At 36.7% G+C, this 14,909-nt stretch carries 14 protein-coding genes; 13 read left to right on the top strand and 1 reads right to left on the bottom strand.

Translation table 11 applies throughout. The annotated features are described in order from the left end of the window. Positions 1-7 precede the first annotated feature (7 nt). The 9 genes from rseP (at position 8) to BS34_RS0105905 (ending at position 10,130) form a co-directional block, all read left to right on the top strand. Entirely contained in the window at positions 8-1,405 is a 1,398-nt protein-coding gene (gene rseP / locus BS34_RS0105945) for an RIP metalloprotease RseP (RefSeq protein ID WP_029407618.1), read from the top strand. Then, the gene (bamA, locus tag BS34_RS0105940; RefSeq protein WP_029407617.1) at positions 1,398-3,701 is read left to right on the top strand and encodes an outer membrane protein assembly factor BamA; all 2,304 of its coding nucleotides are present in this window, start codon (positions 1,398-1,400) and stop codon (positions 3,699-3,701) included. Before rseP ends, bamA begins: the two co-directional genes overlap by 8 nt. 348 nt (positions 3,702-4,049) lie before the next feature. Then, positions 4,050-4,547: an OmpH/Skp family outer membrane protein gene (locus BS34_RS0105935; protein ID WP_233993148.1), complete on the top strand. Its 498-nt coding sequence runs from the start codon at positions 4,050-4,052 to the stop codon at positions 4,545-4,547. Positions 4,548-4,562: 15 nt separating this feature from the next. Next, positions 4,563-5,603 carry a UDP-3-O-(3-hydroxymyristoyl)glucosamine N-acyltransferase gene (gene lpxD / locus BS34_RS0105930; protein WP_029407615.1) on the top strand — a complete coding sequence of 347 codons (1,041 nt, stop codon included), beginning with the start codon at positions 4,563-4,565 and terminating at the stop codon, positions 5,601-5,603. A gap of 26 nt (positions 5,604-5,629) precedes the next feature. Beyond that, entirely contained in the window at positions 5,630-6,064 is a 435-nt protein-coding gene (gene fabZ, locus BS34_RS0105925; RefSeq protein ID WP_029407614.1) for a 3-hydroxyacyl-ACP dehydratase FabZ, read from the top strand. A gap of 2 nt (positions 6,065-6,066) precedes the next feature. Continuing rightward, positions 6,067-6,834, top strand: a complete 768-nt coding sequence (lpxA, locus tag BS34_RS0105920) for an acyl-ACP--UDP-N-acetylglucosamine O-acyltransferase (protein WP_029407613.1) — start codon at positions 6,067-6,069, stop codon at positions 6,832-6,834. Then, complete coding sequence (lpxB, locus tag BS34_RS0105915; protein WP_233993147.1) at positions 6,818-7,993, top strand: lipid-A-disaccharide synthase; 1,176 nt, start codon at positions 6,818-6,820, stop codon at positions 7,991-7,993. Before lpxA ends, lpxB begins: the two co-directional genes overlap by 17 nt. Position 7,994: 1 nt before the next feature. Continuing rightward, positions 7,995-8,612, top strand: coding sequence for a ribonuclease HII (gene rnhB / locus BS34_RS0105910; protein ID WP_369699483.1), 618 nt, complete (start codon positions 7,995-7,997; stop codon positions 8,610-8,612). 534 nt (positions 8,613-9,146) lie between these two features. After that, the gene (locus tag BS34_RS0105905; protein ID WP_029407610.1) at positions 9,147-10,130 is read left to right on the top strand and encodes a chemotaxis protein CheV; all 984 of its coding nucleotides are present in this window, start codon (positions 9,147-9,149) and stop codon (positions 10,128-10,130) included. A gap of 100 nt (positions 10,131-10,230) precedes the next feature. On the opposite strand, the gene ykgO is transcribed toward BS34_RS0105905, so the two are convergent. Then, positions 10,231-10,356, bottom strand: coding sequence for a type B 50S ribosomal protein L36 (gene ykgO, locus BS34_RS0105900; RefSeq protein WP_029407609.1), 126 nt, complete (start codon positions 10,354-10,356; stop codon positions 10,231-10,233). A 244-nt stretch (positions 10,357-10,600) separates the two neighbouring features. On the opposite strand from ykgO, the gene BS34_RS0105895 reads away from it, so the two are divergent. The 4 genes from BS34_RS0105895 (at position 10,601) to BS34_RS0105880 (ending at position 14,907) form a co-directional block, all read left to right on the top strand. Then, the gene (locus BS34_RS0105895; protein ID WP_029407608.1) at positions 10,601-12,541 is read left to right on the top strand and encodes an ATP-dependent DNA helicase; all 1,941 of its coding nucleotides are present in this window, start codon (positions 10,601-10,603) and stop codon (positions 12,539-12,541) included. A 40-nt stretch (positions 12,542-12,581) separates the two neighbouring features. After that, entirely contained in the window at positions 12,582-13,328 is a 747-nt protein-coding gene (tsaB, locus tag BS34_RS12575) for a tRNA (adenosine(37)-N6)-threonylcarbamoyltransferase complex dimerization subunit type 1 TsaB (protein ID WP_158660982.1), read from the top strand. Between the two features lie 237 nt (positions 13,329-13,565). Further along, complete coding sequence (locus BS34_RS0105885; protein ID WP_051640711.1) at positions 13,566-14,027, top strand: universal stress protein; 462 nt, start codon at positions 13,566-13,568, stop codon at positions 14,025-14,027. Positions 14,028-14,043: 16 nt separating this feature from the next. Beyond that, on the top strand, positions 14,044-14,907 hold the full coding sequence (locus BS34_RS0105880) for a hypothetical protein (RefSeq protein WP_051640710.1): 864 nt from the start codon (positions 14,044-14,046) through the stop codon (positions 14,905-14,907). Positions 14,908-14,909 lie beyond the last annotated feature (2 nt).

Below are 14,909 nucleotides of genomic sequence, written 5' to 3'. Positions count from 1 at the left end.
TACGGATATGAATATATTTTGGTCTTTGATTGGCTTTGTTTTAGTCATGGGTATTATCGTTACTATTCATGAGTGGGGTCATTATCAAGTCGCCCGTTTTTTTAATCTTAAAATATTAAAGTTTTCAATTGGTTTTGGTAAGCCGATTTATAGCCGTAAAGGAAAAGAAACCGAGTTTGTGGTTGCTCAAATTCCTTTAGGTGGTTATGTAAAATTTGCAGATGAACGCGAAGAACTGGTTGCAGAAGAGGATTTACATCGAGCGTTTAATCGTCAATCAGTTTATAAACGTTTTGCGATTGTTGCTGCTGGGCCGGTTATAAATTTAGTGTTTGCCTGGATTGTTTTTGCGATTATGTACATGGTTGGTGTAAGTGGTATGAAGCCACTTGTAAATGAAGTTGTTCCAAATTCCGCTTTAGAGCATGCGATACAGTCTCAGCAAAATAATCTACATCTAAACAACCAGGCCTGGTCAGTTTCAAAAGTTAATAGTAAAGATGTTTATAGTTGGCAAACGGTTCATCAGCAGTTGCTACAGTCGTTAGCTAATGGCGAATCCAATGTAAGCTTTAGGCTGCAAAGCCTTCAATCAAATCAATATGTTGATGTCAATAATGTTTCTTTGTCAGCAATTGATATTAATCAACCTAAACAAAACTGGTTGGCTTTATTAGGTTTTGTTCCAACAAAACCCGTAGTTCCCGCTGTATTAGGTGAAGTGCTTAAAAACGGACCAGCGGATAAGGCCGGTTTGATTTCAGGGGATAAAGTTCTATCTATTGATGAAAAGCCTATCCAGAACTGGCAAGATTTTGTTAAAGTAGTGCAATCAAATCCAGGGCAATCAGTAAAAGTTGAATTTGAGCGTGATTTGGCTGTTTTTAATGCTGTTGTTAAGCTTAAAAAAACAACTCAGGAAGATGGTAAAGCTGTTGGCAAAATGGGGGTTGGGGTATTCATTGATGAAAATACCTTAAAGCCTTATTTTATTAATGTTAAATACGGTTTTTTTGAAGCTTTTGAAAAGGCTTATCAACGCAGTGTCGACTTGGTTGTGATGAGTTTAGTCATGATTAAGCGCATGGTGATTGGTGAGGTAAGCGTTAAAAATATCTCCGGCCCTGTTAGTATTGCACAGTTTTCAGGACAAGCAATTCAATCTGGTCTAGTCGCTTTTTTAAGCCTGCTTGGTCTGCTGAGCTTAAGTATTGGTATTTTAAATTTATTACCAATTCCAGTTTTAGATGGGGGACATTTAGTGTACTTCCTTATCGAAATGATTAAAGGCTCGCCAGTAGGTGAGCGAGTTATGGTGGCTGGACAAACCGTTGGGTTAATAATGATTATTGGCTTAACATTTTTCGCCTTATTTAATGATGTAATAAGAATATCTCATGGTTAATATGTTTCAAAAAAACTCTACAAAAACAATTTTGTCAGCAGCAATCGCTTCTGTATTATTCACACCCAGTTTAGCTTACGCTTTTACTCTTAAAAACATTGAAGTAGAAGGGGCAAATAAAATTGGTTTTGAAACGATTAATAATTATTTAACCGTTTCTCCTGGTAAGGATGTTAATGCTCAGCAGATTCAGGAAAGCATCCAACGTTTATATAAAACAGGTTTTTTTAAAGATGTTTCTTTTTATCAAAGGGATAACGGAACCTTGGTTATTAAAGTTTTAGAGCGTCCCTCTATTGCGGAAATTAAAATTGAAGGTAATTCTCTTATTGAAACGGATGTCTTAACATCAGCTTTAGATGGTTTAGGTCTAAAAAAAGGGCGTATCTACAACCAAGTTCAGATGGATCATGTGGTTGTTGACCTGAAAAGACGTTATCAGAACCAAGGTTACTATGCCGCCGTAATTGATATTGTTACAACCGAGTTACCTCGTAATCGTGTTGAACTAAAAGTTGATATTAAAGAGGGTGAGCCCGCGACCATTGGTCGTATTAACCTGGTCGGTAATAAAGTTTATACGGATAAACGTCTCAAATCCCTAATGCAGATGGTTGAAAATGCATCATTTGGTAGTGGTGATAAATATTCTAAACCTAAAATGGAAGCGGATATTGAAACCTTAAAATCATATTACCTTGATAGAGGTTTTGCTGAGTTTAAGGTTCGTTCTTCTCAGGTAAGTATTTCAGCCGATAAAACAAAAGTTTTTACTACCATCAATATGTCGGAAGGGCCAAACTATTCCATCTCTAAGATTGATTATGTGGGTGAAATCATTATTGCCCGAAAAGAAATTGAGTCTTTAACACAAGTTAAAGAAAAGGATGTGTTTTCTCGAAGCAAGGTGATTGAATCGGTTAATGCAATACGTGACCGCTTAAGTGAAGAGGGGTATGCGTTTGCTGAAGTCGCTCCTGAAACGGTTTTAAATAAGGACAATAATACCGTTGCTTTAACCTTTAAGGTTGAGCCTAAAAAACGTGTTTATATTAGACGTGTGGAAATTGAAGGGAATACTCGTACACGTGACCATGTAATTCGTAGAGAAATGCGTCAGCTTGAGAGCGCGCCATATTCTCTTAAAATGGTTCGACAGTCTAAAGAACGTTTACAAAGAGTTGGTTTTTTTAAGAGTACAGACATAGAAACAAAACGCGTTTCAGCCGACCAAGTAGATTTAGTGGTTAAAGTCGAAGAGCAAGCAACAGGGTCTTTTTCAGCGGGTGTTGGTTACTCTCAAACAGATGGGGCGAGTTTTAATTTAGGTATTTCAGAACGTAATTTCATCGGTAGTGGGAATAAGCTTAATTTTAGTGTCTCTACAAGCTCAGCTAAAAAGTCTGCTGATATTGGCGTAACTAACCCTTACTTTACAAAGGATGGAGTTAGCTTAGGTGTAGGTTTGTATTACAGCGAAATAGATGCAAGTCAATTATCTATTGCGGACTATACAACAAATAATCTAGGTGTAAGACTTTCTTTAGGTTATCCGTTAAGTGAAAATGATTCACTCTCTTATGGACTAAAGTTTGACTCTCAAGAGTTAGTTTGTTCAGATACATTCACATTCTGCAGTAATTACGTTGATGATTATGGAAAAACAGCTAATTCCATTATTGCTTCTATGGGTTGGGTGCATAATACAACTAATGCTTTTTACTTTCCTTCGGATGGTCAAAAAACCAGTTTATCTTTTGAGGGAGTATTGCCTTCAACTTCCAAAACCCCTTATTACAAAGTATATTTAAATGAAAATTGGTTCCAACCAATAAGTAGGAACTTTACTTTACAACTTAAGTCTGGCTTAGCATTTGGTGATGGATATGGTGATATTGATAATTTACCATTCTATGAAAAATTCTATGCTGGAGGGATCGGTTCGGTTAGAGGCTATGAATCTAATTCTTTAGGGCCTTTATATGATTCAACAACAGATGGTTCTACCAGCCCTACTGGCGGTAGTGTTAAATTGACGGGTACTGCGGCGGTAGTCTTCCCGATACCCTTTATTGAAGATTCAAGTAATGTGCGAATGAGCTGGTTCTTTGACTTTGGTAATGTGTTTGATGACTTTGGCAAAGTAAAAGTAGACGACCTTAGAACGTCAACAGGTTTAGGCGTTTCTTGGATTACACCAGTAGGTCCACTGACGTTTAGTATTGCTCAGCCAATTTCTTATCAATCGGATGATAAGCTACAAACCTTCCAGTTTACGCTTGGTGCAGGTTTTTAAGAGTATATTTAAGCAGTATTGGTATATTTAGAGACCTTTGTTAAAAGGCATAAACACGAGATTATTTACGAGTAAAAATGGTCAAAATTCACCTGTTTCTCTTGACTCTTTGTGGAAAAAAACGAACAGACCCAAACGGGTAAGTCGAGAATTAGGTGGGTTTTATAACCTCCATGAGGTTTTAGGCTGTTTTTCTTTTGATCCTAATTTTGATCCTAATCTTGTGCAAAGGTCTCACATAGCGATTTTATTTAAGGTAAAATCCTTAAAAGTATTTATAAAAAATAAAAAAACGGATGGATGGATTCAATGCATAACCTTTTAAAACTAACTTTTACAGTTTGCATAATGGCGATTTCAACAGTATCTTTCTCTGATACAGGTGTTAAGTTAGGTGTAGTGAATGTCGCTTTATTGTTAGAGCAAGCCCCTCAAGCTAAATCAGCAACAGCCGCTCTAGAGAAAGAATTTTCTCCTCAGCAGGCTGAGTTGAAAAGTTTAGCTGCAAAACTTGAAAAACAGCAGTCAGCTTACAAAAAAAATAAATCGGTCATGGGTGATACCCAAAAGGTGACAAAAGAACGTGAAATTTCTATGCTAACACGTGAAATTCAGCGTCGACGTAATGATGTTCAAGAATTACTTAACCTACGCAGAAATGAAGAGTTAGCTAAGTTGCAAAATGTGGTTAACCAAGCAATTAAAACCATTGGTAAAAAAGAAGGTTTTGACTTGATTCTGTATGAAGGTATCGCCTACACAAACAAAAGAATTGATATTACTAATGATGTCTTAAAGCATCTTAAAACGGTAAGTACTAAACAGCGTTCTGAATTTAACAAGTAAATCAGGGGCAGATAAGTGCAACTTCAAACCATATTGTCGCTTTTAACTGGAAAAGGAGTTGATTATGATTTTGTGGGTGATGAATCCATCAATATCAATCAAGTCGCTAGTTTAGATAAAGCGAAATCAGACCAAGTCTCTTTTCTAACCGATAAAAAGTATCAATCTTTTTTAAAAGATACTGAAGCAGGTCTGGTAATTCTAAATAGACAGACTGCGTCAGATACTAGAGATACAAGAGCCGCCCAGCTATTAGTTGATAATCCTTATTATGTATATGCTCTAGTAGCTCAGTTTTTAAATCCACTCAAATCGTTACCAAATACTATTCATCCAAGTGCTGTTATTCATAGTAGTGCTAATATTGCCGATAATGTCTCGATTGGGGCGAATGTAGTGATACAAGCTGGGACGACTATCAATAGTGGAACTTATATTGCAGCAGGATGTGTTATTGAGGAAGATTGTCTAATCGGTTCTAATTGTCGCCTTGGTTCTAATACTTCTATTTGTCATCAATCGATCATTGGAAATAATGTCATTATAGAAGCTGGAGCCGTAATCGGTGGCGATGGCTTTGGATGGGCAAATAATAAAGGACAATGGGTGAAGATACCTCAAGTTGGGCGAGTTGTTATTGGAAATGATGTCTCTATTGGTAATAACGTCACAATTGATAGAGGGGCAATTGAAGATACGATTATAGAGGATAATTGCATTATCGATAATCAAGTGGTTTTAGCTCATAATGTTAAGATAGGTTCGGGATCAGCTATTGCTGGACAAGCAGGCTTTGCAGGAAGTACGACTTTAGGTAAAAATTGTACTGTTGCTGGTCAGGTAGGGTTTGCTGGACATATTACTATTGCAGATAATGTTCACTTTTTAGCCAAGTCAGGGGTGACTAATAATATTACGGAAGCAGGAGCCTATTCAGGTTTTCCTGCAGTAAAAGCTTCGGATTGGCAAAAAAATAGTGTTCGTATTCGCCAGTTAGACAAACTTGCAAAACAAGTTAAGGCCTTACAAAAACAAATTGAAAAACTATCAGATTAATAAATTAAAGTTATTGGATTACAACAATGGAAGTTAAAGAAATTTTTGAATATTTACCGCATCGTTACCCTTTTCTACTGGTAGATAGAGTAACCGATTATGAGGCAGGTAAAAGACTAACAGCATTCAAAAATATAACATTTAACGAACCTCAATTTACAGGTCATTTTCCTGACAACCCAATTATGCCTGGTGTAATGATTATTGAAGCCATGGCCCAGTGTACAGGAATATTAGCGTTTCGCTCACAAGGTGGAAAGCCAGATGGTTCATCAATCTATTATTTAGCATCGGTTGATAATTGTCGTTTTAGACAACCTGCAATTCCAGGAGATAGGCTTGATTTTGAAGTCAAAGCTCTTGGTAATAAGCGTGGTATTTGGAAGTTTGAATGTACTACCATGGTTAATGGTAAATTGATTGCATCTGCCGATATGATGTGTGCTGAAAGAAAGGTTTAGTTTTGATTCATCCAAGCGCTCTTATTGACCCCAATGCGAATATTGCTAATGATGTAGAAATTGGACCTTTTTGCGTTATCCAAGGTAATGTTAGTATTGGATCTGGCTCAAAACTAGATTCTCATGTTGTCATTGAGGGCAATGTTAATATTGGTGAAAATAATCATTTTTTTGCATTTGTATCAATCGCGGCGCCTCAAGATAAAAAATATGCCGGTGAATCGACTACGGTTGAAATAGGAAATAACAATACCTTTAGAGAGAACGTAACGATAAATCGAGGTACGGTTCAGGATATAGGCAAAACGGTTATTGGTGACGATAACTGGATTATGGCTGGTGTTCATATCGCTCACGATTGTATTATCGGTAGTCATTGTATTTTTGCCAATGCGACAGCTTTAGCAGGGCATGTTGTTGTTCATGATTGGGCTATCTTAGGTGGTTATACCTTAGTACATCAATATTGCCATATAGGCGAACATAGCTTTTGTGGCATGGGAAGTGTTATTAACCAAGATGTTCCAAACTTTGTGGTGGTATCAGGTAATTTAGCCGGCCCTAGGGGAATTAACCTAGAAGGCTTAAAGCGCAGAGATTTTGATAAATCACAGTTATCATTGATAAAAAAAGCGTATCGTGTTCTCTACAGAACAGGTAATCGTCTTGAGCAAGCGTTACATGAAATTGAGCTTATCAATGATGATAAAGGTACATTAGATTCACTCTTTAAATTCTTAAAAAATTCTCAACGTGGCATTGTCAGATAACCTTCAATCAATAAACGTAGATTCACCTATTTTCGCTATGGTTGCAGGGGAATCTTCAGGTGATACTTTAGGGGCTGACTTAGTCCGTAGTTTAAAATTACGCTATCCTAACGCCAGATTTGTAGGTATAGGCGGTCCCAAAATGCTCGCTGAAGGTTTTGAAACTTGGTTTCCAATGGAATCACTTTCCGTGATGGGTTTTTTTGAGGTAATTAAACATCTACCTTCTCTTCTTAAAATTCGTAAAAATCTCATAACAAAATTAATCGCGCTCAATCCTAATGTTTTTATTGGTATCGATGCCCCTGACTTTAACTTCAAAGTTGAGTCTGTATTAAAATCGAATTCAATAAAAACGATTCATTATGTGGGGCCTTCTGTATGGGCATGGCGTGAAAAACGATTAGCTAAAATTAAACTTGCTGTTGATGGTGTCTTAGTTTTATTTCCATTTGAGCCAAGTTACTATCATCGCTATGGTATTCCGGTAAAATTTGTTGGCCACCCAATAGCTAATCAATTTCCAGAAAAGCCGAATACTCCAGAAGCCAAAAAAACCCTAGGGTTTTCTGTTGATGCCTCAGTTACTGCTATTCTACCCGGATCACGCATGAGTGAGATTGATAAAATGTCTGATGTTTATATTCAGGCAGCGAGTAAATTATCACTTATTTATCCTGATATGGAATTTGTAGTACCGTGTGTTCATGATAAAGCTATGCAGAGGGTAAAGCAGTCTGTTGATTTTTATGGAAAATCATTAAAAATTAAATTGCTTCTAGGCCAGTCTCGTGAAGTTTTAGAAGCCTGTGATCAAGCTTTAGTCACTTCAGGGACAGCCACTCTTGAGTGTGCGTTGATGAAAAAGCCTCTGGTTCTTGCTATTGCGGTTCACCCTATTTCTTATTGGATAATGCAGCGATTAGCTACGACGCAATGGATTGGTTTGCCAAATATTTTGGCAAATGAAACCTTAGTTACTGAACTTATTCAACAAGACGCGACGGCAGATAAAATAGCGCTTAATATGGGAAGGTTAGTGATTGATAAAAAATTACGTGAACGCCAAATAACCGCTTTCCGTAATCAGTATCAGCAGTTAAAACAAAATGCTTCTGAGTTAGCCGCAGATGCGGTTGAGCAATGGATGAAACATTAACGTGCAAAAAGATTTATTTTCAGAGACAGATGTCGAATCTTACCAGTCTTTGACAGGCAGCACTGTTGGGGTTGATGAAGTTGGTAGAGGGCCGTTAATTGGCGATGTTGTTGCCTGCGCTGTTATTTTACCTAAGGAATGTCAACTTCCATTAAGAGATTCAAAAAAACTGAGTGAAAAAAAACGAAATACTTTAGCGGAGTTAATTAAACAAGAGGCAATTGGGTACTGTGTTGCTTTGGCTTCCCCAGAAGAGATTGATCAGTTAAATATATTGCATGCGACTATGTTGGCTATGAAAAGGGCGGTTTCTGGTCTTGATGCGCAAGGTTTATCTATTTCACAGGTTTATGTAGACGGCAATCGTTGCCCCGATATTACTCATTCCTGCCACTCTGTCATTAAAGGGGATGATAAAGTAATGGAAATTAGCGCCGCTTCTATCTTAGCCAAAGTTTATCGTGACCAACAAATGTCAGAATTGCATGAAATCTATCCTCAATATGGTTTTAATCAACATAAAGGCTATCCTACCGCTAAACATTTACAGGCTTTAAAGAAGTTTGGCATGATTCCTGGTTATAGAAAATCATTCAAACCAGTTAAAGCGATGTGCTAATTTTTATTTAATAGAAATTAACCAGGCCTGGTGATTTAAATAAATGAATTTTTAGTTGTGTTAATTTAACTAATAGAGATCCTTGAACGAGAATATGCGCGAGTAAAAATGGTTCTAGGTGCCCCTTGAGGGTAAAAATTTACCTGATTTTTGTTGTACCCTAAGGGTACTTCCGGTGGGCGATAACTTGTGAATAGTTAGCTATTCCCTGGGGCTTCCGCCGTAATCAGACAAATTTTTTACCCTCAAGGGGTACTCACGCCTATTTTTGTTTCGCACCTATCTCGTGTTTATGCCCTTGGGTGCAAAGGTCTCTAATACCTAAAAATATAATGAGAGATATTTGCAAGATTCTATGAATATATAAAAAAGGTCATAATTCTCTAACTTAAGCCTACAAAAATCCGCCCAATAGTTCACTATTTAGCGTTTTTTTAGACTACATCTAAAGAATTATTTCACTTTTTTTTACATTTTAGACTCGCGCATAGGTCTCACTGAAAACGTTAGCTTAATTTATATAAGGCAATTTCTATGTCGACAGCTTTAGAACAGGTTGAGAAGACCGCTCAATTAAGTAAAAATAATCAGATGAGTCTGATGATTTTTCAAGTTCAATTCCCTAAAGAAAATTATACCCCAGCCTATTATGGAATGAATGTTTTCAAGGTCCGAGAGGTTCTTGAGGCTAGGGCATACGAAGTTTCTGAAGTGCCCGATTCAAATTCATTAATTGAAGGTATGATTGAATTACGAGGTGTTTATTTACCCGTTATTGATCTGCCTAAGTGGATGGGGTTTGAGATGACGGAAGAAGAGCGTGAAAAATCGATTATTATCGTTTCGGACTTTAGTCATAATTTCGTTGGTTTACGTGTTTCGCATATTCATGGTGTAGAAGAGAAGAACTGGTCAGATATTCATGCGGCTGGAAATTATAATGTAAATGTGAATACCAACCAAATAGTGAATCACACCTATTTGCAAAATAGCGATACCTTATGCTTTATTCTAGATATTGAAAAACTTTTAATAGAAGCAATGCCAACCATGGCTGAAAAGATTTTTGCTTCGGCTAAAGATGTTAGTAAAGTCGATTACGTGTTTAGAGATGAGGTTTACGATAAAACAATTTTGTTTGCAGAAGACAGTAAATCTATTCAGAAGTATATGGGAATGGTTTTTGATCAGCTGGGGCTTAAGTATGTTTGTTTTGATAACGGTCGTTTGTTATTAGATTATATTGCTAAACTGCCGACTTTAAATGATATCTCAATGGTATTCACTGATTTAGAAATGCCTGTTGCATCAGGGCATACTGTTATTAGAGAAATTAGAAGCAGTCCAGTAACTAAAAATATGCCTATTATCGTTCATACGTCTATGACGAGTGAAAATAATAGTCGAGAGGTTTTGGATATGGGGGCTAACTACTTTATTGGAAAGGTAGATACCGATTTGATTGTGGAAACGATTAAAAAGGTAGAAAAAGACTTTGAGGGTTGGATAAGCCAATAGGCTTTAGTAGTAATGTTTTAATTATCAAAGTCTGATACTTAAATTTAGATACAAAAAAGGCGCATGATCAGTGCGCCTTTTTGACATGAAAACCTAAAGATTAACGCTGACGCGCTTTAAATTTAGGGTTAGTTTTACAAATAACGTAAACTTTTCCACGACGTTTAACAACTTGACAGTCCTTATGACGTGTCTTAGCTGATTTCAAAGAAGATAAAATTTTCATCAGATATATCCATTATAAAATTTGCCGAATATTCAAAACCAATTCGACTTAAGTTCAAATTTGAAGTCGCGGATTATAACGACATAATTCTATATTGTCTAGCAATCTCTCAAAAAACATACAAAATTCCACTCTTTTGTGTTTATTCCCTCATATAAGCTTCTTTTGCTACCTTTTGCTACCGTATGTAGTATTGTTTTGCGTATAATTTAATATTCTGTTTTATGAGTTTACAACATCTAATATGACGCTATCTTCTGATAAAAAAAATACCACTAAACAACTATCGATAGACTCTGTTTTAGGTGAAACGGGTAGTTTGGCAAAATTAGTAGATGGCTATGCGCCAAGACAAGCACAGATAGACATGGCTAAGGAAGTCATGGAACTGATTGAAGAGAATGACACCCTTCTTGCTGAGGCGGGAACCGGAACAGGTAAAACATTTGCTTATTTAGTTCCCGCGTTACTATCGGGCAAAAAAATTATTGTCTCAACGGCAACTAAGACCCTTCAAGAGCAACTTGTTCAAAAAGACCTTCCTATTCTTTTTAAAGCATGTGAAATTTCTGGAAAAGCGCGATTACTTAAAGGGCGCGACAATTATGTTTGTCCTCAACGTTTAGAGGTCACAGAAACAGTAGAACAACACAGTAAACAAGATTGGAAAAAGTTATCTCAAATTAGAGAGTGGGTTGACAAGAAAACCCTAAGCGGTGATAAGTCTGAATTAGACTCGGTTTCTGAAACGGACACTATTTGGAGAAAGGTCTGTGCTCGTATGGAGTTTTGTCAGGCGGCTGAATGTAATCAAGATTCGGGTTGCTTTTACCCTGTTGTAAAACAAAAAGCGATTGATTCACAAGTGTTAGTGGTTAATCATCACCTGTTTTGTGCGGATCTTTCTTTACGAGAGCAGGGATATGGTGAAATTCTACCCGATGCAGATATTTATATTTTTGATGAAGCTCATCAATTGCCCGATGTGGCGGCTCAGTTTTTAGGTTTTTCCATTTCCAGAGTGCAGTTAGAAGAACTCATTAGGGATATTAAGCAAGCTCAAAAGGCTGAATCACCCGAAACTACAAAAATCAATGATTTAGCCGTTATGCTTGATGAACAGGTTAAGCTTATCAATGATTCACTAGGTAAATGGGAAAAACGTTGGACATGGAATCAACTTCAAGATGAAAAAGTTTTTCAAGTTGCAATTAAACGCTTTACAGATGTATTAGGCTTGGTCATTAGTGAGCTTAAACTGGTTGTTGAACGAGGTAAGCAGCTGACAGCTGTTCATAAACGTAGTCAGGAGTTACTCGCACAATTTAATGATTGGTTAACCAGTCAATCTGAAAATAAAATTCGTTGGGTGGAATCTTCTCAGGCACGTTTTAAATTTAATCTGACCCCTTTAAGTGTTGCAGCGCCTTTTAGTCGACAACGTGAAGATATTGGCGGAGCATGGTTATTTACATCAGCTACATTAAGTGTAAAAAATAATTTTGAATATTTTGCAAAGCGTTTAGGTTTAGATGATGCAAAAACAGCTTGCTGGAAAAGTCCTTTTAACTATCAAGAGCAAGGTCTAATTTATCACCCAATTGGCTTACCAGAGCCCAGAAGTAGTGAATATGTTAAAGTTTTGTTGAGGGCTGCATGGCCATTGCTTAAAGCCAGTGAAGGTAGAGCGTTTATGCTATTCACCAGTCATAAAGCTTTGCAGGAAGCCAAAGCAATATTAGAAAGTCATTGGGATGGTACTCTTCTTGTGCAGGGGGACCTTCCTAAGCTTACCTTGTTGCAACGTTTTAAAGATTCAGATAATGCTATATTGTTGGGCACTAGCAGTTTTTGGGAAGGCGTTGATGTAAAAGGAGATGATCTGAAATTAGTTATTATTGACCGTATCCCTTTTGCTCCGCCAGATGATCCTATTGTGCAGGCAAGAGAAGCCTATTTAAAAGAGAAGGGTTTAAGTGGTTTTGCACATTTTCAATTACCCGAGGCGGTAATTGCCATGAAGCAGGGTTCTGGGCGTTTGATAAGGGATATTGGTGATAAGGGAGTATTAATGCTGTGTGATCCTCGACTATCAACTAAGGGTTATGGCAATACAATCAAACAAAGCTTGCCTGATTTTCCTTGGATTTATGAGGCTAAGGCCGCTATAGATAAATTAAAATGAAAAGAATAAGATTAAAATGGGTACGGAGAGTGAATTACAAATGAGTTTGAAAAATGTATTAGCTATTGAAACGTCAACTGCCGCTTGCTCTGTAGCGCTAATTTATAATGAAAAGACTTATTCTTGTCATGAAATTTTGCCACAAAAACACGCTCATAGAGTCTTAGAAATGGTCGATGAGGTACTTCATCAGGCTGGTATTGATTCTGGTGAAATTAATTTGCTTGCGTATGGAGAAGGCCCCGGTGCTTTTACTGGTGTAAGAATAGCATCCGGTGTCATTCAAGGCCTGGCATTAGGCTGGAATAAACCAGTGATTGCGATTTCCTCTTTGTTAGCAATGGCAGAGGAGACCCTTTCTAAAATAAAACCAGAAAAAGATTTAAGTTGGGCGTCACTCCTTGATGCTCGGATGAATGAAGTTTACTTAATGACCGGTACCTATAATGCCCAAAATAAAGAAATTCTTTCTGACAACCCTATATTGATACCTCCAAGAGAAGTTACAGAATATATACCAAACGTTTGTGAATTGGGTATTGGAGATACTGATACTGAATATCCAGACCTAAAAGAACTCTTCAATGACTGGAGTTCTTTACTTCCAAATGCCGTTTCTATTGCAAGGTTAGCAATAACTAATAGTAATCATAGTACTAATGCCAATGCTAATTCAGCTTCTTATTTAGATTCAGCTATTCCGAACCCGTTGTATTTACGTAACCATATTGCAGACACGATTGAGGAGCGTAAACAAAAAAAGCTATCAGCTGAAGCTGCAAAATAATAGAGACATTTCGAGAATCTATGAATGTATAAAAAAGTGATAAAAAAGTGATAAAAAATTCCATAAAATCTTTTAATTATGATTTGAAAATTTAAACGGTTTACTGCTTAAATAATAAGCAGTGGTGGCAAAGTATAGGAATTATATGGTTTTTTTTAAGTTAAGTTTTTATTACACACAAACTTATCCACAGTAAATGTGAATAAAAAATTAAAAGGTCTTTACGAGGGCGGTTAGATGAATATGGTTGTTGAGAATAATGGTATGTATAAACATATATTGGTTGCAGTTGATTTTTCTGAAAATAGTCAAAAAGCACTAGAAAAAGCTCAGGCGATGGCGAGTCAATGCCATGCTGATATTGAACTCATTCATATTGTTGAAATTCCGGTTTATCCAGTTTTAGAGGATATTGCTGTAATGGGAATGCCGGGGCTTTGGGATGAAGAATTGGCTCAAACATTATTAGAGACTTCAAATACAAAATTACAAAAACTAGCAAATCAATTCCAAATAACAAATTTTAAGGTTATTGAAGGGATTCCGAGTAGTGATATTGTAGAATACGCTAGTCAAAAACAGCATGATTTGATTGTAATGGGTGCGCATGGTGTCTCGGGAATAAAACTCCTAACCGGCTCTACGACTAACTCTGTCATCAATCATGCAAAATGCGATGTATTGGCCGTTAAACTCTAATCTTTAGGTTAAATAAATGATAAAACTCCACAAAAACTTTTATATTTTAGTTTGTATTTTACTTAGTGCTTTTATAAGTAAAGCATGTGCTGTTGGTTCAATGCATAAATTCTCTGAGGGAGATACTCTCTTTGTTGCCTATCCTGCGGCTAACATAAAAGATGATGCTTTTATTATTGGTCAAGTTAAGCATGTAATGCCTAATGGTGATTACAAAATATCGGTAATGGATTATGTAGAAGGTCATGACTACGGTGTTTCATGTGTACCTATGGTTAAACACGAACTTGCTCCAAATAGTGATACTAAGGACAGTGTTTGGGAGTTATGGACAGATACCACCAAGCTTGATAAAAAGCAGTTAGATTACTTAGTTTCTCATAAGGATGCTTTAGAACTAGGATATGGAAAAACTTATTTTATTGAAAGAAATAATCTTTATATCGTTTTTGGGCGTTGGAAGTCAGATGCTCCATTATTGAATGCGGAACGAATCCTAAAAGCGGAAAAGCAAGCAAAATTAAATGGCTTAGAAGAAATGATTCCTGCATTTGAGATTGCGCGATTAGACCGAATGAGTTTTTATGGTGAGTATGGCAGACCTATGCAACCCTATGAAAGTATTGCGCCATTAATCATTGCTCTTAACAGAATAAAAGATTTATTTGATAAAGATGATGACCTTAAACAGGCTTGGTATAGTAAAAAACGTGACTGGAAAGCTATTTCTCAAAGTACAAAATATTATTTCTTAATTCAGGCTATTGACAAAGTGGTGGAAGATGCTAAATCACAACTTTATGAAGATGGCCTTGAGCAAGCTGCTCCAAAAGATTTAGAACAGCTCAAAAAGCAAATTAGTGAATTCAAAAAACGTTAAGC

Source organism: Thiomicrorhabdus sp. Milos-T2, from assembly GCF_000702325.1.
Classification (GTDB): domain Bacteria; phylum Pseudomonadota; class Gammaproteobacteria; order Thiomicrospirales; family Thiomicrospiraceae; genus Thiomicrorhabdus.
The sequence above is the reverse complement of the archived record's forward strand: the minus strand, read 5'-3'. Positions and strand labels throughout refer to the sequence as shown.